This window comes from uncultured Bacteroides sp. (genome assembly GCF_949298305.1).
Lineage (GTDB): Bacteria > Bacteroidota > Bacteroidia > Bacteroidales > Bacteroidaceae > Bacteroides.
In genome coordinates this window covers 16,470-35,057 of record NZ_CASFWU010000045.1, presented here as the reverse complement: position 1 = coordinate 35,057, position 18,588 = coordinate 16,470, and the positions used below count along the sequence as shown (strand labels likewise).

10 protein-coding genes and 1 pseudogene are annotated in these 18,588 nt (G+C 48.7%); all 11 read right to left on the bottom strand.

Going from position 1 to position 18,588, the window contains the following annotated elements; all coding sequences use genetic code 11:
• Positions 1 to 461: 461 nt before the first annotated feature.
• Complete coding sequence (locus Q1Y74_RS07855) at positions 462 to 1,970, bottom strand: type I restriction enzyme endonuclease domain-containing protein (protein WP_300813612.1); 1,509 nt, start codon at positions 1,968 to 1,970, stop codon at positions 462 to 464.
• On the bottom strand, positions 1,936 to 3,591 hold the full coding sequence (locus Q1Y74_RS07850) for an HsdR family type I site-specific deoxyribonuclease (protein WP_300813610.1): 1,656 nt from the start codon (positions 3,589 to 3,591) through the stop codon (positions 1,936 to 1,938). Before Q1Y74_RS07850 ends, Q1Y74_RS07855 begins: the two co-directional genes overlap by 35 nt.
• Positions 3,592 to 3,600: 9 nt before the next feature.
• Positions 3,601 to 4,383, bottom strand: a complete 783-nt coding sequence (locus tag Q1Y74_RS07845) for a DUF4393 domain-containing protein (RefSeq protein WP_300813607.1) — start codon at positions 4,381 to 4,383, stop codon at positions 3,601 to 3,603.
• Between the two features lie 7 nt (positions 4,384 to 4,390).
• Positions 4,391 to 5,047, bottom strand: coding sequence for a DUF4145 domain-containing protein (locus Q1Y74_RS07840; protein ID WP_300813605.1), 657 nt, complete (start codon positions 5,045 to 5,047; stop codon positions 4,391 to 4,393).
• An 18-nt stretch (positions 5,048 to 5,065) separates the two neighbouring features.
• On the bottom strand, positions 5,066 to 6,148 hold the full coding sequence (locus tag Q1Y74_RS07835; RefSeq protein WP_300813603.1) for a restriction endonuclease subunit S: 1,083 nt from the start codon (positions 6,146 to 6,148) through the stop codon (positions 5,066 to 5,068).
• Positions 6,141 to 7,142 (bottom strand): virulence protein RhuM/Fic/DOC family protein, encoded by a 1,002-nt coding sequence (locus Q1Y74_RS07830; RefSeq protein ID WP_300813601.1) that lies wholly within the window; start codon positions 7,140 to 7,142, stop codon positions 6,141 to 6,143. The genes Q1Y74_RS07835 and Q1Y74_RS07830 overlap by 8 nt, the downstream gene beginning before the upstream one ends.
• Positions 7,129 to 8,654, bottom strand: a pseudogene (locus Q1Y74_RS14030) (class I SAM-dependent DNA methyltransferase). Before Q1Y74_RS14030 ends, Q1Y74_RS07830 begins: the two are co-directional and overlap by 14 nt.
• A gap of 931 nt (positions 8,655 to 9,585) precedes the next feature.
• The gene (locus Q1Y74_RS07810; protein ID WP_300813594.1) at positions 9,586 to 12,003 is read right to left on the bottom strand and encodes a sugar-binding domain-containing protein; all 2,418 of its coding nucleotides are present in this window, start codon (positions 12,001 to 12,003) and stop codon (positions 9,586 to 9,588) included.
• A gap of 78 nt (positions 12,004 to 12,081) precedes the next feature.
• On the bottom strand, positions 12,082 to 13,653 hold the full coding sequence (locus Q1Y74_RS07805) for a glycoside hydrolase (protein ID WP_300813593.1): 1,572 nt from the start codon (positions 13,651 to 13,653) through the stop codon (positions 12,082 to 12,084).
• Between the two features lie 208 nt (positions 13,654 to 13,861).
• A complete protein-coding gene (locus Q1Y74_RS07800) occupies positions 13,862 to 15,520 on the bottom strand; it encodes a RagB/SusD family nutrient uptake outer membrane protein (RefSeq protein ID WP_300813591.1) in 1,659 nt (552 codons plus the stop codon).
• A gap of 13 nt (positions 15,521 to 15,533) precedes the next feature.
• Complete coding sequence (locus Q1Y74_RS07795; RefSeq protein WP_300813589.1) at positions 15,534 to 18,569, bottom strand: TonB-dependent receptor; 3,036 nt, start codon at positions 18,567 to 18,569, stop codon at positions 15,534 to 15,536.
• Positions 18,570 to 18,588 lie beyond the last annotated feature (19 nt).

Below are 18,588 nucleotides of genomic sequence, written 5' to 3'. Positions count from 1 at the left end.
GTTTACTTTTTCTTTTGCCATAATCATTGTTGTTAAAGGTTACGGCGCAAAGATATGTCAGGTTGAGATGTGTGTCAAGGCGGAAAATAGAATGGTTACATCAAACCAAAAACTTGAGTTGGAAAGACTCTCGCTTATCTCTTTTTCGGGTTGCTTCCGGATGCTCTTTTAAGAATGATAGTATTGCTTGTTGTTGTTCCGTTAGGTTTTGCATATCTTTTTGGGCATTCTTTTGGGCAGCTTTCGGCTCATTCGGGATAGTCGCCCTTTCGGGGTACTCAAAATTGAATATCGTCTAAATGCCCGAAGCATCGTAACGGAACTCAGGTGTATAACAGTATTATCAATTTAATTCCGCCAACGGGTTAATACCACTTTTCTTGTCTGTGTAGTTATGGCGTAACGTTCCATAATCCATGTATTCGCAATATCAGGATTGCAGAGACATTCAACTTCATTTCTCATCCATTATATTTCTTGAAATTCTCTGCCTGTTCCAATATCTCCTTAAACACCTCGTCATTCGTTACCGGTGGATAACCATATTCTGCCAGAATCAGAATCAAGTCCATTTTCAGTTCCGCCTTGATGTCATCACGGGTAGACCAGTCGGTGTATTTTGATTTGTCTGCCACAATCTTCTTTATCTCAGCAGCTAGTTTTAGCAATTTATCTTCAGGATAGTCAAAGCCAAACTGTTTGGCAATCGATTTTAAGATATCGTAGAAAGCTTTTTCTTCATAGCTGATACCCAAATTCTGAAAAGACATCTTTTCCTTGTTCAGTTCCTTCAGCAAGTCTGCCATCTGGTTTGCCACTTCCGTCAACACCTCATCCGCAAAAATCGCGCTGTCACGCCGTTCATTGTATTTCTCAACCAAAGTGTTCAGACGTTTAGAGAAATCCACCCCCTTCACCTTATTTACTTTTTTGAACTCGGTAATGACGGTTTTTAGCAGGCGTTCCATCAGTTTCACTTTCGTGTTAGGCAGTTTCAGTTTGCCCAGACGCTCCATGTATTCCTCGCTTAGTACATCCAGATTCTTCTTATCATTGCCTATCTGAATGATTTCTTCTACACCTTCCGACTGTATCGCTTCTTCAATCATCTCGCTGACCCGACGATTCATTTGCGAAATATCCGGCGTATCACCGATTGTCAGCTTATAAATGATAGACCTTACTCCGCAGAAATAATGGATTTCCTCTCGTTCGGCATCGTCTATTTCTTCGCTGTTACTGCACAGGTTAAATGCCGATTTCAGTTTCTTGGCATGTCCCATAAATAAGTTTTCCTGCTCTTTGGTGCGCTGCATCCATTCAGCACCCCGATTCAGGCAATCCAATTGTTCCAACGGCGTACCCGTAGAAAATACCGAATAGTTGAACGACCCAAACAATCGCCGGATGATGTCCAGTTCATCTTTTACCATAACGACGGACTGACCGATGTTTTCCACTGAATCCACATTCGCATCCCCTTGCGCATAACGTTTCAAGGCAACGTTCATACTGCTCTTAATGCCGATATAATCCACGACCAAGCCTTTTTCTTTTCCGGGATAGACTCGGTTCACACGCGAAATGGTCTGTACAAGTGTATGTTGTTGCAAAGGCTTGTCGATGTACATCGTATCCAGACAGTCCACATCAAAGCCTGTGGTCCACATATCCACCACAATGGCGATCTTGAAGTTCGATTTAGGCTTTTTGAATACTTCTGCCCAGGCACGGCGATCCTCATCCGTCCCCAACAAGTTATATAGTTCCAAGTTGTCGTCCTTATTCCGGGTCATAATCAACTTGATTTTCTCAATAGGAAATCCCTGGTCGCCATAAGGAACAAAAGAATCAGCTGCCATCGGCCAACCGGTATCCAACATCTTTTGTTCACTGGGAATACTTGCCCATTCGGGACGCAAAGCAACAATCTTCTTATACAGATGAAAGGCTATCGTACCGTTTTTCATAATGGGCAACGAAGTCTTCGGCCACCGCCTGCAAGCGGTCACTGTCTCCCAAGATACGTTCCATCTGGGTCACCGCTTTCTTACTTTCTTCTATCTGGTATTCGTTCGTACCTTCCTCGGCACATCGCTTGTAGTATTCCTCTATTTCCTTCAACTTCCGGTTATCGAGCAATACCTTTGCAGCACGCCCTTCATACACAATGCGCCGCGTAATGCCATCGGTCACCGATTCGGTCATAGTATAGGCATCCACTACTTCGCCGAACACATCGATTGTCGCATCAATCGGAGTACCCGTAAACCCTACATACGTGGCATTGGGCAATGACTCGTGCAGGTATTTGGCAAAACCATAGTTACGCCTTACTCCCTTTTCGGTCTGCTTCACCTGCATGGAGAGATTGGTCTGCGAGCGGTGCGCTTCGTCCGAGATGCAAATAATGTTTGCCCGCCTGGACAAGAGCCGTGTATCTTCCGTGAATTTATGAATGGTGGTCAGGAATACCCCACCGCTGGTTCGCCCGGCTAAATGCTCCCGTAGCTTGTCCCTGCTTTCCACTTCTATGACACATTCGTCACCGATGAAGTTCTTGGCCGTACCAAACAGTTTGGAAAGCTGATCGTCCAGGTCGGTACGGTCGGTTATCAGCACAATCGTAGGGCTGGCAAACTCCCGGCTTCGCATCAGCATCCGGCTGAGAAACAACATCGTGATGCTCTTCCCGCATCCGGTGGCCCCAAAGTAAGTACCACCCTTCCCGTCGCCTCCCTCCCGAAGCTTGGAATGCAGACGTATATTCTCGAACAGCTGGTGCGTGGCAAAGAACTGTGGATAGCGGCAAACGACCTTCTTCTCGCTCTTCGACGAATCGGGGAAGAACACAAAGTCCTTGATTACGCTCAGTAGTCTGTCTTTGCGGAACAATCCTTTGACCATGGTCAGCAACGAGTTGATACCATCGGTTGCCTTGTCGTCGGCCTCCACTTTCCGCCAGGTATAAAAGAAGTCATACGATGAGAACAACGAGCCGTATTTGTTGTTCACCCCATCGCTGACGACCACAAAAGCATTGTATTTGAACAAGTCGGGGATGTCACGCCGATAGCGCACGGTGAGCTGCGTATAGGCATCCATGATAGTCGTGTTTTCTTTCACCGCACTCTTGAACTCCAGCACCACTACCGGCAGCCCGTTCACATATACGATACCATCGGGAATGCGCTTCTCCGTTCCTTTTATTTCCAGTTGATTGACAATGCGAAACAGATTGTTTTCCTTCCCTTCCTCGCTAAAGTCTATTGGTTCGATAAACAGGTCGGGCAAGGCTACGTCTTCACGCTTCAACGAAAAACCTTCGGTTATCAAACGGTATGTCTGTGCATTGTTGTCATACAGAGATAGTCCGGTATTAGCAGTCAACTTTGCCAATACACTTTCTACCTCAAGCGATGTAATGCCGTCTTCCCGATAGCGGTTGCAGAGATACCTGCGCATATCGTCGCGCAGCAGTACTTCGCCCGCTTCTTTGTAGATTTCTTCTCCGCAGGTATATATGTATCCCTCTTGCTGGAATAGTTCCATGATGGAGAGTTCAAGGGCGTGTTCGTTGAAGTGTGACATAGACGTACATTATTTAATACAAGCTTGAATAAAAAGTTTACCAAAATCTGTTATCCGATAATAACTTTTTTCAGCTTCAAGTTTTTTATAAAATTTAGGAATTAATTGTTCTTTTAATAATTCAAAACCATAAACATTTTTTATCTCATTATAAACCGTTTCATCAATACGGTATGTACCTGCCATATCGAACAAGACACCTAGACTTTCAAGGTTTGCTAAATATGCATTTACATTTTGTGGAAAAATCAAATGTACGTATTGCGGTAAAATAGTTTGGTGATATTGTATATCTACGTATCCTACACCATCTAAACTATATCCCTTAAAATCACAATATTGTATATCATTTTTTCCTTTTAAATATTTAATAATTCTGGCTTCATCAGGTGATAATCTTTCTATCATCGTAATAAAGGAAGGGTGAGCTGTATTTACCATATCAGTATTAGATGCATTTGCCAATAATGTTGTAAATAAATCAGCTATTTCATCATTTGTTGTATATGACAATTTTTCAATAATGGGTGTACCAATTTGTGGATGAACTTCACAACGTTTTTCTTCTGGAACTTCTTCTAGTTTCTTTTCATATTCTGTAATCCGCTTCTTGAAATTCAGTTTAAACTTTTCATTCAATAACTTTACAGGTAATAAAAAAGAGGTGCTGAATTCAAACACTGTACCTAATGCTTGCCCAACTGCTTTTACACTTGGCTGAGCAAGATCAGTGTATATTTGTCCCAATATATTGGGCGTTCCCTTTACTAAATCTAAAACAGAATTATCCATAAATCTCTTATTTTTTATCTCTATTCTCTACTGCATTTTTAACGGATTCAGGCAATACTTGATACAGTGAATCTATTTCTTTAGGTTCCGTAATCATTCGTTCTACAATGATGTTTAATAATCGCATAATCATAATTGCCGTATTTTTTTCATCAACATCAAATGCTATTTGCCCTGGATGAACAGCTTTATTTCCAACAACACGAACTACATCCAATGCTTGTTGAACGGGTTGTGGTAGTCCTTTTCTTACCAAAGATCCAATGTTTTTATTGATATCACGATCTGTTTCTCCCAATTCATTACATAATCTATCTATAGCGAGACGCAATAAAGCACAAGCAGCCCTTGGTGATTTATTATAAATTAAACCAGCTTCATTATATAGTTGTTTTACAGAATCAGGCATATCGGCATTCGCTTCCTCGGCTATAATATCAGGATATGCATAAATATCATCAATCCAAATAATATTCTTTTTACAGTGCTGACATGTGGCTATAAGAACACAGCTAGTACCGTTCCCTTCTTTTTTATTAGTTGTATTCTGATATATTCCATTGAAGTAATTTACTTTTTTATAATTCATTAACGAAAGAGTTCCACAATGTGGACAAGTAAAAGAATCTTTCATGTAATCAGGTGAGACATAATTTTTCCGCATAAATATATATTTGTTTATTTATTGCCCCATCCTTGCCAATAGCAAAGACTGTAATTCTGTTAATTTCATGTTTTCGTCTAAAAGTATCTGCTTTGCTTCATTAATCGGTAATATAAATCTGTTAAACTCATTATAAACATTATTTAAAGGTATTAGAATTTCATACGAATATAAACTATTTATAGTTACTTGTGCTTGCGCAGATCCTGAGCGCAATGTGGATGTATCAGAATTTAATAAATAATAGTACAGATAATATTTCATCCTATCATCTTTCAACAATATTGCGATTGCTAAATTTGTCAGATAAAAGACATTAGGAGATAATACTATCTTTCCTGACCCAGCATCCCCTCTCGCTATCACTATAATATGCTGTTTCTCATACATTGCTTTATTAGAGTAACCAACTATCCCATAACCACTAAATATAGGAATATTTCCTTGTGCTGATTTATCAGGCATTTTACCATATGCAAAATCTGCAATCTCTCCCAACGTCCCCATTCTCCATCCTTCCGGCAAATTTTCTTTATCAATCCCATCTACAAACATTTTGCGGTAGAGTGTTTGGGCTGTTTCTTCCAAACGAGTGATCATTTGTTCGTTCAGACGGATTCTTTTGGAAATGGTTTCATATTCGGCAACTATCTTTCGTTGTTGTTCGATGGGAGGAATAGGAAGAGTCATATCGCAGAAATCTTGCCAAGTAAGACTACCTCTTACTCCTCCAACCGCATAAAAACTTGCTTCTCGATCAAATTCTTTACGTGAAAACCACATCATTAAGTATTGCGGTAATAATATGTTTTTATCTAGAACCTCAAACATCGGATATGCAGGTGACATAATTGCACATTCACCTTCAAACATAGCAACTGGCATCTTTTCATCTCGACTTACCTGCATTAAACTACAAGCGAACTGCTCTTTTCGTATTACCTTATAATTAGACAAATCTGTTCCTATTGTATTTGCGACAGATGGGATAAAAGCCTTATTAATAGTCAAACCAACAAGTTCTTTCACCTCCAAATCCCGATTCCTCACATCCACCTCTCGGATATAATCGCCCAATCGTTTGTACCCCGTCTTACTCATAATTGTTCTTGTTAATCAGGTTTACCACTACTTTCACCATGATATCTTTTTCCTCCGTGCGGCTCTCGGCTATCATCAGCGTAAGAGCCACAAGGGTGTTGTCGGCAATGCGCTTGCTTCCATCCGGATTATAAAGAATGCCGTTGCCGGCCATAAACCACAGAAAGAGGGTGGCCGCAATGCGTTTGTTGCCATCGCTGAATGAATGGTTTTTCGTCACGAGGTAAAGCAGCATAGCGGCTTTTTCCTCTACAGAAGGATAAAGGTCTTGCCCACCAAAAGTCTGATATATTTGCCCGATGGAGCTTTTAAAAGAATCATCCTTCTCGTGGGCGAACCATTGGCTTCCACCGAATTTTTCTTTCAGTTCTGCTATGGCCTGCATGGCTCCTTCGTAGGTAGCATGAAACTTAGCTTCGTTGGTGGTCTGCTCTACCGCTAATTGCTGATAGTCGTACCGATCCAACGTATCGAGAGCATAAGCGTAATCGGTAACCACTTCCACCAGATTGAGCGCATCATCGGAAGTCAATGCCTCTTGTGCTTTGACCGTCCTTCCCAAGACGGAAACCAACTGTTTCAGCTCTGTATAGCGTTGTTCTGTCAGGGCTTTATTGACGGCATAGCCTTTCACCAGGTATTCCTTCAGCACCCTATTAGCCCATCGGCGAAAGTCCACACCTTTTTTTGATTTGACCCGATAACCCACCGAAATGATGACATCAAGGTTATAAAAACGTACATCATGTGTCTGGGTTTTGCCTTCCAGCGCGCCGTGTGCTGTGGTTGTCGCAAAATTTGCGACAACCACTTCGCCCGCAAGTTCCTCTTTTATGGCATTGTCTATATGCTTACGGATTGTTTTTGAATCGCGCCCAAATAGTTCGGCTATCTGATAGGCGTTCAACCATACCGTATCTTGGTCTATTCTGACCTTAAGCTGTGTTTCTCCATCTTCCGAACGATAGATAACGATTTTATCATTCAATTCCATAGCCCAATTCCTTAAACAGATTCAACAAGTCTTTTTTGCTCTCTTCTTCCTGTTTCAGCAATTCCTTCATTTCTGCTTGCAGCTCTTTCATCCTCGAATCGAAGTCTATGCCTTCGTCACGGCTCTTGAACTCAATGTATTTGCTGGGAACAAGCGACCAACCTTTTGCCTCTATCTCTTCGAGGGTGGCCGAATAGCAATATTCCGGCACATTCCGATAAGTCTGTACGTACCCTTCATGCTGCCAGTTATGGAAGTTTTCGGCAATACGCGCAATCTGTTCCGGCGAAAATTGGATGTATTTCTTCTCGAAAGGTTCGCCCCACTGACGCAAGTCTATGAACAGCACTTCATTCTCACGGTTGCGATATTTCACCAGCTGGCCGTTCTGCTCCACAGTACGGGCCTTGCGGTTGCCTGCCAGAATCCAGAGCGTCACACTGATGTCGGTAGAATAGAACATATTGCGGGGGAGGATGACGATGGCTTCCACCAGATGATTCTTGAGCAACTGGCGACGGATGCTCAACTCCGTGCCATCGCCACTTAATGCACCGTTGGCCAGCAGAAAACCCGCCATACCGTTGGCTGACAATTTGGAAACGATGTTCAGTATCCAACCGTAATTGGCGTTACTGGTGGGCGGAACATCGTAACCATGCCAACGCAGGTCATTGGTCAGCTCGTTATCGGCACGCCAGTCTTTCTGATTGAAAGGAGGATTGGCCATGATGAAATCGGCCTTCAAGTCCTTGTGCTGGTCGTCGTGGAAGGTATCTGCGGCTTTCTCGCCCAAGTTGCACGCAATGCCGCGAATGGCCAGATTCATCTTGGCCAGCTTATAGGTGGTATTGGTGTATTCCTGCCCGTAGACGGAGATGTCTTTCTTGTTTCCATGCCAGAGCCACAACAAGGGTCATAGATTTTGCCCCGATAGGGCTGAATCATTTCGGCTATCAGATTGACAATCGTCTTAGGAGTATAATACTCCCCTTTCCCCTTGCCTTCTGCTATGGCAAATTTTCCCAAGAAGTATTCATAAACACGTCCTATCAAATCGTGCTCCTTGTCCTTTTGCGTATCTATCTTTCCTATCACATCCAGCAAACTGGCCAACTTAGTACGGTCAAGCCCCAGCCCGGAATAGTAATTACTGGGCAATGCACCTTTCAGTGCCGAATTATCTTTTTCCACCTGTGCCAAGGCTGCGTCTATCTTAATGGCAATATCGTTCTGCTTTGCATTTTCCATCAAGTAATCCCAGCGGCTGACTTCACTCAAATAAAATACATTCTTTGCATTATAGAATACGGACTGATTTACAAATGCTTCTTTACCTTCTGCCATCAGTTCGTCACGCCGTTCCACAAAACGGTCGAAAGCATATTTCAGGAATATCAGACTTAATACGACATGCTTATACTCCGACGGTTCGACTGACCCACGCAATTTATTAGCCGATTCCCACAGGGTCTCTTCTATACTCTTTTCTTTCTGCAATTTCTTTGCCATATTTATTTTATCCTTTTTCTTTATCAATCGACTGTCTTGCATCTATCTGTAACATGGCAGCCATCTTTTCTAATGACGACTGCAGAACATCACCGCAACGCAGTTGTCTCGTTCTTTCCCAACTGACTGACCAAGTACTTCCCGGTCTTTCCTTGTTCTACTAATACAACTTTAATCCTGTTTATTTTTTCTGTTGAGGCAATGTATCAACGGTATTTGCAAATGTAGTGATTAAAGATGAAAGAATGGTAAAGTCGGATATGGAATCTTTATTTGTTCCATCCTTTACCATCTGATTTCACGTTGTCTGCCGATGAAACTTTCTGTGAATACCCGCCTTTCAGCGGTTTTCCATGTGAAGTTTCACCATAACCCGCTCAAAATAAGCCAAATACGGTGAAAGCAAGTGATTGGAGGGTGAAAGATAGATGAAGCTGTTCCTTTCACCGTATTTCATTATTTATCAACACCAAAGAGTCGTGTGAAAGCGTGAAAGGGCTTTCCGGCATAGCGAAAAAAAAGAAAGGGTGAAAGATGGGAGGAGGAAGTGTAAAGAGGGAGCTGGCGGCCGTAATGTGGCACTTGACGGACGAAAAGAGGTACTTTAGAAGAGAGGAATCGGACTTGCCGGAACGCTTTTTCGGAGTCACTGGCATGACGTTTACACAATGCCTGCATGGTGTCCGTACGATGCTTGCACGGTGCCGGCACGACGCTTGCACGGAGCTTGCTCGATGCTTGCGTCTTGAAAGCACCACAATCTGTCAAGTTATTTCACCGCAAAAGAGTGATTGGGGAAAGGGGCATGAATCAGAAACGACGCAAAATTACAGGCACGGATGATGCGTTTTCTTCACGGACATTCGGACAAATGAACCGTGCATTTCCGCACAACCCGTGCCTGACAAATTTCATGTGGGGCACTTCCGCCTTACTCGGCCCGCAAGACGACCTCGGTCTTCTGAAGCAGCGGCGAGGTGAGCTTCACGCGGATTTCTCCGGCTTCGCCCGTGGTCTGTATGTAGGCCAGCAGGCGGCCGTTCCATACGCGCTGGCGGTTGTCGCGGTGCTCGGACATGTCGCCGTTGTCGCCGTTCTCCAGACCCAGCAGGCGGGCAGGGCCTTCAACGCGGCAGGTGATTTCGTTGTCTGCCAGTCTGACAGGCAGTCCGTTCTCGTCCACAACCTCGATGGATACATGTGCCGTGGCACGTTCCTTGGACAGCGTGGCGCGGTCGGCGCTTGCCTTCAGGGCATAGGGCAGGCCGCTGGTGCGCAACGTATAGCTGGAAACGGGGTTACCTTCCGCATCACAACCCTCGGCACGCAGCTCGCCGGGCTTGAAGGGGATGTCCCAGTGGATGATGCCGGTCTTGGCGTCGTAGGGCTTCAGCTCGCCCACCACCTGACCGTCCAGCAGCAGACGGGCCTGCGGCGCGTTGGTGTAGCACACCACGCGTATCTCCTGACCAGGCTCGTAGTTCCAGATGTCCCAGGCGTCGGGCGACAGATAAGGGCGCTTGGGATAGGTGCCCGCGTAGGTGACGGGCTTCTCGCTCCACAACGAGGCGCGGTGATGCCCGCGCGGTTTGGTCAGGCTGGCAAAGTCCAGCAGGCCCGTGCCCAGTCCGCGCGAAGGCCAGGCTCCGGCCTCGCCCAGGTAGTCGGTACCCGTCCAGATGAACTGTCCGAAGATGAAGTCCCTGTCCTTTACGGCCTGCCAGGCTTCGATGCCCGAACCCGTCTCACTGCCGTAGATGACGCGGTCGGGATAGGCGGCATGGTCTTCGTCGTAGCGGTTCTCGGTGTAGTTGTAGCCCACCACGTCCACGGCTTCGGGATACTCCGTCTGGTTGGACATCACCACGCCGGCCAGCGCACCGGTCACGGGGCGGCTCTTGTCCACCGCCCGCACGCAGGCCGCCAGCCGCTTGGCTATGACGCCGATGCGCATGGCATCGGGGGCATCGGGCTTATAGCCGCCGAACATGGGCTGGTTGATGGTCGTCCCGTCCAGAATGGGGTGCGAATAAGGGTCGTTGGGGTAGTCCACCTCGTTGCCGATGCTCCACAGGAAGACGCTGGGATGGTTGCGGTCGCGGCGCACCATGTCCGTCACGTCGCGCTCTATCCATTCCTCGAAGAAATCGTAAGAACCCTGATAGCCCGGCTCGCCCTTGTTCCATCCCTTGATCCACTTGCGTTTGGGGAACTCCCATTCGTCCGAAGCCTCGTCCATGACGAGCAGGCCGAGGCGGTCGCACAGGTCGTAGACAACAGGCGCCTGCGGATTGTGGCTCATGCGGATGGCATTGGCGCCCAGGTTGTTCTTGATGTTCGTCAGGCGGCGTTCCCACACTTCGGGCGGCACCACGGCTCCCAGCACGCCGGCATCGTGGTGCAGGCAGACGCCTTTCACCTTCATCCAGCGGCCGTTCAGGGCAAAACCTTTATTGGGGTCAAACTCCAGCGTGCGCAGTCCCACCCGTGTCTCGCAGCTGTCCAGGCGTTTGCCGTCCTTCAGCAGCTCCGTTTTCAACGTATATAAATAAGGTGTATCCAGGTCCCAGCGTTTCGGGTTGCCCACACGCAGGTTCAAGGCGAGTTTGGACAGCCCGGCCTTGCCGTCGGCCACGCGTGCGCTGCCCTGTGCCACCTGCCGTCCTTCGGCATCGAGCAGCGCGGCCTTCACTTCCAGCCTGCCCGCGGCATCCACGTGCTTCTCCACCTCCACATCGACGGCCACCACGGCCTTGCGGTCGGTGAGCGAAGCGGCGTGCCACCCCACTCCCCACTGGGCAAAGTGGATGTCGGGGGCCGACACCATCCACACGTCGCGGTAGATGCCCGAACCCGTGTACCAGCGGGAGTCGGCCGAGCGGCTGTGGTCTACGCGCACGGCCAGCACGTTGTCCCCTTCTTTCAGGTAGGGAGTCAGGTCATAGAGGAAAGAGATGTAGCCGTTGGGACGCTTGCCCAGCAGACGGCCGTTGAGGTAGACCTCGCTGCGGTTGTAGACGCCCTCGAAGTAGATGTAGTGGCGGGCGGCGCCGTCCGTCACGCTGAAGTGCTTGCGATACCAGCCTATGCCGCCCGGCAGGTAGCCCGTGCAGCTGGCCAGGTCGGGCGAAAGCTGTCCTTCGATGGACCAGTCGTGGGGCAGGCTGAGCTTGCGCCATTGACTGTCGTCGTAGGCGGCGGTCGCCATCAGTGAGTCATCGGACAGCATGAACAGCCATCCGTCGTTGAACTTTTCGGGATTGCCGAAAGAGACTTGTGCCCCCAAGCGGGCACTTAGCAGCCAGAGGAGCGCCAGGCTCCAGGCAGCCCTAAATACCATGTTTTTCATACCCAATCAGAATAATTGTTTGAACGACAAGCCCCGGACCGACGGCAGGACTTCTCCGCACGGTCTGAGGCCGTAAAGTTAAAGATTATAGACCACAGTTGTCACACTCTCGGCGTCCAAATAGACGGGCGAGCCTGCCTCGACGTTCTTTTCCTGCAAATTCTTGCTGCCCGAGGTGGTATAGGTGACGACAGACTGAGGCTCGGCGCTCCACCCTTCGTGCGTCTCGCCCAGGCGAACGGCTTTCTCGGAGAGGTTGGAGTAGACGGCCACAATCTGCTTTCCGTCCGGCGAAATCCAGGCCGAACCGAAGAAGTTGTGCGCCTCGTTCAGCGTGAGGCCGATGCGGCGGTAGCCCGGACGGATGAAGCGGCTGTAGTTGCCCAGCACCCACAGGGTGGCCGTGGCCTGATAGCTGCCCTCCTCCTCGATGTCGCCATATTCGCCTCCGGCGGGAACCAGCGAAATCAGCAGGAAACGGTTCTTGTGTCCCCAGCGCGAAACGTCCATCGAAGTCCAGTAGCTCCACGAAGTCACTCCGGCTACGGTCAGGTCGTTGTGGATGACCTTGGACATGTAGAGGGCAATGTCCATCTCGGTGGCACTGTAACCGTCGCCCAACATGCTCCACTCGCTCTGCCACACTTCCACGTTGTATTGCAGGGCAGCCTGAGCCACCTGCTGGCGCACGCGGCGCATGGCAGTCCACGAGCCGTCCGTCCAGTAGCTGTGTCCGCAAATCAGGCTGTTCACATGCGCGAGGTCGCCCACGTAGGCCGAAGAGCCGGGTGTAAAGAAGGCGGAAAGTACGTTGCTGCGGTCGGCATCGCTCTTCACCTTGTAAAGATATTCCCAGTCGCCGGCCTCGCCCAGCAGGATGTCGGTAGAAAGGCCCTTGGCTGTCAGTTCGGCATCGAGCAGACGGGCCACTTCAGCCACCTGGTCGTTCTTCCATCCGCTGCCTTCCTGCCCGCTGTCCCAGTTGTACTGCGGCTCGTTGACGGGCGAAATGTGGCTGACCGTATATCCTTCGCTCTCGTAGTGGGCAGCCACTTCGGCCATGTAGGCGGCGAAGTCGCCGTAATGCTCTGGCTTCAGGTTGGAGCTGCCGCCCTGGGCGGAGAAGCCCTTGCCGTTATAGGTATATTGTACGGGAGGCGTGTTGCTGAACAGGACGAAGTTGTTGCATCCCAGTTCCTTGGCACGGCTCATGAAGTAACGCTGGCCTTCGCAACGGCTCCAGTCGTAGGTCAGTTCGTCGGTCAAGTAAGACTCCGCACGGCGCGACTTGTCCTCAATGCCGCTGGCGTCGCCCTGCTCGGCACTGCCGCCGCCCAGGTTCACCCGCCATTGGCTGAGACCGATGCCCTTCGGCTGTCCGCCCGTAATCTCCGACGAAAACAGCAGTTCCGTTATTCCCTCGCGGCTCCGCGTCCAGGTCCTGCCCACATAAGCGGGCGACCAGCAGTCGGAAGCGCCGAACCCGGCTATGGTCTGATAGGTCTGCCCGGCATCAATCGTCACCAGCTTCTCCACACTTGTCGTCGGTTCGTCCGGGTCGGAAGGTGTCACATCGGGTTCGGAACCGTCGTCGCTGCACGAGGCCAGCACAGACAGGCAAGCAAACAGTAAATAAGGTTTTATCTTCATAATCTGCAAATTAAGCGGTGTTGCCCTGCCATCGCCGCATCAGCGGCTGCCACCTCCGGCAAGAGGAGCTTTCTCCGGGAAGGAGGACAGAGAAACAACACATAAGTTTGAAACTGAATTAAAGAAAAAATACTGCCGCAGATAATCGAGCGGACTACCTGCGGCAGAGCTATTCAATCAACCTATTGAAATGATGAAAAGGACGACATTAATTCCAGCCCGGGTTCTGAGTGATGGAACCGTTGGACATTGTAATCTCATACAGAGGAATGGGGAACACCATGTCACGGCTTTCGTCGAAGGAGATACCCTTGTCGCTGTCCTCACCCTGGTTTTCCCACTCATAAAGGTCACGGGTTTCGGGGTCAGTATTGAACTTCACGAATGTACCGTTGGGTCCCATCAGGTTGGAGATGACCGGCTTGCCGTTGTCATCTTTCCAGCGACGGATGTCGTACAGACGGTTCTGCTCCCAAGCCAGCTCCAGACGGCGTTCCAGGCGGATGGCCTTGCGCAGTTCGTTGCCACTGGCTGTAACGTCTGCCAGGTTGACACGGCTACGCACTTGGTTCAGGGCTGTACGTGCAGAAGCGTCATCACCCAGTTCATTGCATGCTTCAGCATACATCAGCAGTACGTCGGCATAACGCAGGATGCGGTGATCCAAAGGAATCTTGTCGATGTTGTAGACTTCAGGACGCTTGTCGATGGGCACAAAGTACTTGCGCACAATGCGTGCAGACTTGTGCTGCGCGGGGTCAATGATGTAACATTCGGGATCCCATCCGTATTTGTCTACATATTCCTGATACTTGGACATGTTCTTGCTGTTTTCTATGAAAGCTGCAAAGTTGTCTTCGCCGGCAATCTCCGTACAACCGGTCTTGATGATGGTCCAGCGCAGACGCTCCGTATCACCGGCATCGATGTAAGCCTGCTCCAGATTGGCTGTCGGCTGACCCCATGACCAACCGTCGCCGGGGCCGTTACGGGCACCGGTAATCACAGTCAGCGCACCCCCCAGAGCATAAGTTCCGTCGTACATATATTGAACCTCAAACAGACTTTCCTCGTTGTTGTTGTGGTCAACGCTCCAAACATCGCCGAAGTTCTCCATCAGTTTGTACTCGTTCTCGTCAATCACACTCTTCAGAACGGTCTGAGCCTCCTGCCATTTTTCCTGATACAGATAAACCTTGCCCAGCAGGCCCAAAGCGGCACCACGGGTAGCACGGCCCATGTCGGTAGCCAGGTACTCGCTGCGCTGCGGCAATACATCGGCTGCTGCCTTCAAGTCATCTTCAATAAATTTATAAACATCTTCGGCAGAAGAACGGGTAATGCCCTGTATCTCTTCAGGCATCAGGAAACCGGTAATCAGAGGCACACCGCCAAAGTTTCTGACCAGCTCGAAATAGAAGTACGCACGCAGGAATCTGGCTTCGGCCACGAGGCGGTTCTTCTTGGCTTCGTCAGACATGGGCGACTGTGAAATGCGCTCGACAGCCACGTTGCAGCGGAGGATGCCTTTGTAGCGATATTGCCAGAAATTAGAAATGGCACCATTACTCTGTCCGTTACCCTGATAATGTGCCAGCGAAATATAGTCACTCTGGCTCTGGGTCGTGTTGCCCATCCAGCCGTCGTCGCTACACATTTCTGAAAGGAGCCACACCGTATTGATGTTCCACCAGCCACCAAAGGTGATGGCCTGATAACAACCGGTGACAAACGATTCACATTCTTCCTCGCTTTGGAAATAGGTGTCCAGGTTCTGCTGGCCACGCACCTCCTCCGTCAGGAAATCCTCACAAGACGTGAATATGAGTGAGGAAATCAATGCCAATGATATCAATAATTGTTTCATAGTTTCTCAAGGATTAAAATTTTAAGTCAATACCAAATAAGAATGTACGCGGATTGGGATAAGCGATACCGTCGATACCCGTCTCAATAACACTTCCATCCAATGCCGGACGTTCGGGGTCCATACCGGAATAGCCGGTGATGGTGAACGGATTCTGCGCGGAGAACGACAGACGCAGTTCTGTACCGCCCAGCAAACGCTTTGGAAGCGTGTAACCAATCTGCAACAGCTTGCACCGCATGTACGAACCGTCTTCTACGTAGAAGCTGGACACGCGCGTATAGTTTTGGTTCAAGTCGTTATAAGACAAGCGGGGTATGTCGTTGCTGGTACCTTCACCATGCCATGCCTTCTCCAACGTGCCGGCCCATACGTTCTGCCCGCTGACACCGGAGTATAATCCTTTAGTCTTGTTATAGATATCGTTGCCGAACGTGCCGTAGAAGTTGGCGGTAAAGTCGAAGTTCTTGTAATTAAGACCGATGTTCAGACCTACCATCAGGTCGGGATATGGATTACCAATCCATGTCTTGTCGTTTTCATCCAGCACACCATCGTGATTCAAGTCCTTGAAACGGATGTCACCCGGCTGTGCATTCTTCTGCACCATTTCACCATGTTCATTGGTATGGGCATAAACTTCCTCCCAATTCTGGAAGATGCCATCGGCCACATAACCATAGAAACGGGAAATCTCACCGCCATCCTCGTTACGGATAATCTGGTCGCTGTTGAAGCCACCGGTCAAGATAGGACCATCGCCCGTAAACTTGATAGCCTTGTTCTTGACTGAAGAAAGATTCAAACCGACGTTGTAAGAGAAATCCTTGCCTATCTGGTCACGCCAGTTCAAAGCCAGTTCCCAACCTGTAGCCTTCATGCTACCGATGTTCATCCAAACCGTACTGTTCCAGTCGGGATAACCAACGGCGAAAATGTTCTGCTTCTGATAAAGCATATCCATAGACTTCTTTTGGAAATACTCGAACGTTACACCCAAACGGTCTTCCAGGAACGACATGTCCACACCTACGTTCCAGTCTTCAACGGTTTCCCACTTCAGCTGATTGTTACCAACACCAGACACCATGGTTCCCGGAACACGGACAGGAGACGAACCCAATACGTAATCGGCCTGCCCCAACAACGTCAGTGTAGCATCATTGTCGATGCCTTGGTTACCTACGCGGCCCCAGCCACCACGAACTTTCAGGTTGCTGAATATATTCTGATCCTGCATGAACTCTTCGCTGGTGACACGCCAAGAAGCTGATACGGCGGGGAACAAGGCATACTTATTACCTGTGGGGAATCTGGAAGAACCATCGGCACGGAGAGATGCCGTAACGTAATAACGGTTATCATAGTTATACATCACACGACCCAGGAAAGAAACCAACGTGTTGTACGAAGTAGTACCATAGGCTTTCTGGTTCTGGGTACCGGCATTCACTTCCTGCATCTGATCCATGTTGTTGGGAACATCATCACGAGAAGCGCTAGTCTGGAACCAGGCAAAACGCTCGGCAGTGAAACCTCCCATCACATTCAGGTTATGCTTGTCGGCAAACGTGTCAATATAAGTGATTGTGTTGGTCCAGTTCCAATCCAGCCACTCCTGCATTTCACGGGATACGTTGCTCAATGTAGACTGCTCCAAAGCGTCAATATAGAACTCAGGAGTGAAGCCATCCGAACGACGGAAGTGAGCATTGGCACCAAACTGCGAACGTAAGGTCAGTTTCTCAATCGGGTTAACCTGAATATAAGTATTCACGATAGCACCCATTTCACGAGAATTGCCATTCTGACGTGCCAGCGAACCTGCCGGATTCCATTCCTGATTGTTATAAGAACGTTGATAGTTATTAAAGGCATTGTCCACCCATTGGTCTTCCGGCTTGAATACCGGTGTAGTGGGGTCCATAGACATAGCTGCAGAGAACAGGTTCGGAGTATTATCCCAAGATTCTACACGAGGAGCGATGTCAAAACCGAGCTTTACATACTTGTTGAAAGTATATTCCGTGTTCAAACGGGCATTGATTTTGTCCCAATAACCGTAATCGTACTGAGAATCGTTACGATAGTAACCAAAGCTCAGGTTGTAGACCAACTTGTCGTTACCGCCTGAAATACTCAACGAATAGTTCTGCACCAAAGCGGTCTTGTTGATGACTTCATCCCACCAATCAGTTCCTCCAGGATTGGTAGTGGCACCTGTGTCGTTCCAAATTGAAGTAGCGCCATCGTTAGTATAACGGGTATTGAACACTTCCTTATATTCGGCTGCACCTGCCACAGAAGGCTTAGACAAGGTCTGGAAACCAGCGGAAGCGCTGAAGTTGATGCTTGTCTTGCCGGCGGCCCCCTTCTTGGTGGTAATCAAGATAACGCCATTCGATGCACGTGTACCGTAGATAGCCGCAGCTGAAGCGTCCTTCAAGACTTCCATAGAAGCGATATCATTGCTGTTCAAGAAGTTGATGTTACCGCTGATAGGCATACCGTCCACTACATAGAGAGGGTCAGAACCGTTGACGGTGGTTACACCACGAATCAGCACCTTCGGTGTGGTACCCGGACCACCACCGCTGGCAACCTGCACACCATTGATTTTACCCTGCAAGGCATCCATCGCATTACCGGTTACCGTTTCGGTAATCTCTTCACCCTTTACCGTGGCGATAGAGCTGGTCAAGTCGCTCTTCTTCACGGCACCATAACCGATGACCACCACTTCGTCCAGCAACTCGGTCGCTTCTTTCAATACAACATTAATGGTAGTCTTTCCGTTCACATTGATTTCCTGTGTCTCGAAACCAATGCTGGAGAATATCAACACGCCGTTGGAAGGAACATTCATCAACGAATAGTCTCCGTCAACACCTGTGATGGTGCCCGTACCGGCACCTTTCACCTGAATAGTGGCACCAATCAGAGGCTGGTTGTCAGTAGCGGACACCACCACTCCTTTCACTGTAATCTGCTGGGCAAAGCCACAGAGGGAAAGCACCAACAGACACGCAATTAAAATTTGCTTTCTCATATTTAGATATTTTAGGTTC

Bases quoted from the DNA above. Each gene is read 5' to 3' on its own strand.
- Q1Y74_RS07845 (WP_300813607.1), bottom strand. From the start codon at position 4,383: ATGGATAATTCTGTTTTAGATTTAGTAAAGGGAACGCCCAATATATTG.
- Q1Y74_RS07800 (WP_300813591.1), bottom strand. From the start codon at position 15,520: ATGAAACAATTATTGATATCATTGGCATTGATTTCCTCACTCATATTC.
- Q1Y74_RS07795 (WP_300813589.1), bottom strand. From the start codon at position 18,569: ATGAGAAAGCAAATTTTAATTGCGTGTCTGTTGGTGCTTTCCCTCTGT.
- Q1Y74_RS07855 (WP_300813612.1), bottom strand. From the start codon at position 1,970: ATGAAAAACGGTACGATAGCCTTTCATCTGTATAAGAAGATTGTTGCT.
- Q1Y74_RS07840 (WP_300813605.1), bottom strand. From the start codon at position 5,047: ATGCGGAAAAATTATGTCTCACCTGATTACATGAAAGATTCTTTTACT.
- Q1Y74_RS07805 (WP_300813593.1), bottom strand. From the start codon at position 13,653: ATGAAGATAAAACCTTATTTACTGTTTGCTTGCCTGTCTGTGCTGGCC.
- Q1Y74_RS07835 (WP_300813603.1), bottom strand. From the start codon at position 6,148: ATGAGTAAGACGGGGTACAAACGATTGGGCGATTATATCCGAGAGGTG.
- Q1Y74_RS07830 (WP_300813601.1), bottom strand. From the start codon at position 7,142: ATGGAATTGAATGATAAAATCGTTATCTATCGTTCGGAAGATGGAGAA.
- Q1Y74_RS07810 (WP_300813594.1), bottom strand. From the start codon at position 12,003: ATGAAAAACATGGTATTTAGGGCTGCCTGGAGCCTGGCGCTCCTCTGG.
- Q1Y74_RS07850 (WP_300813610.1), bottom strand. From the start codon at position 3,591: ATGTCACACTTCAACGAACACGCCCTTGAACTCTCCATCATGGAACTA.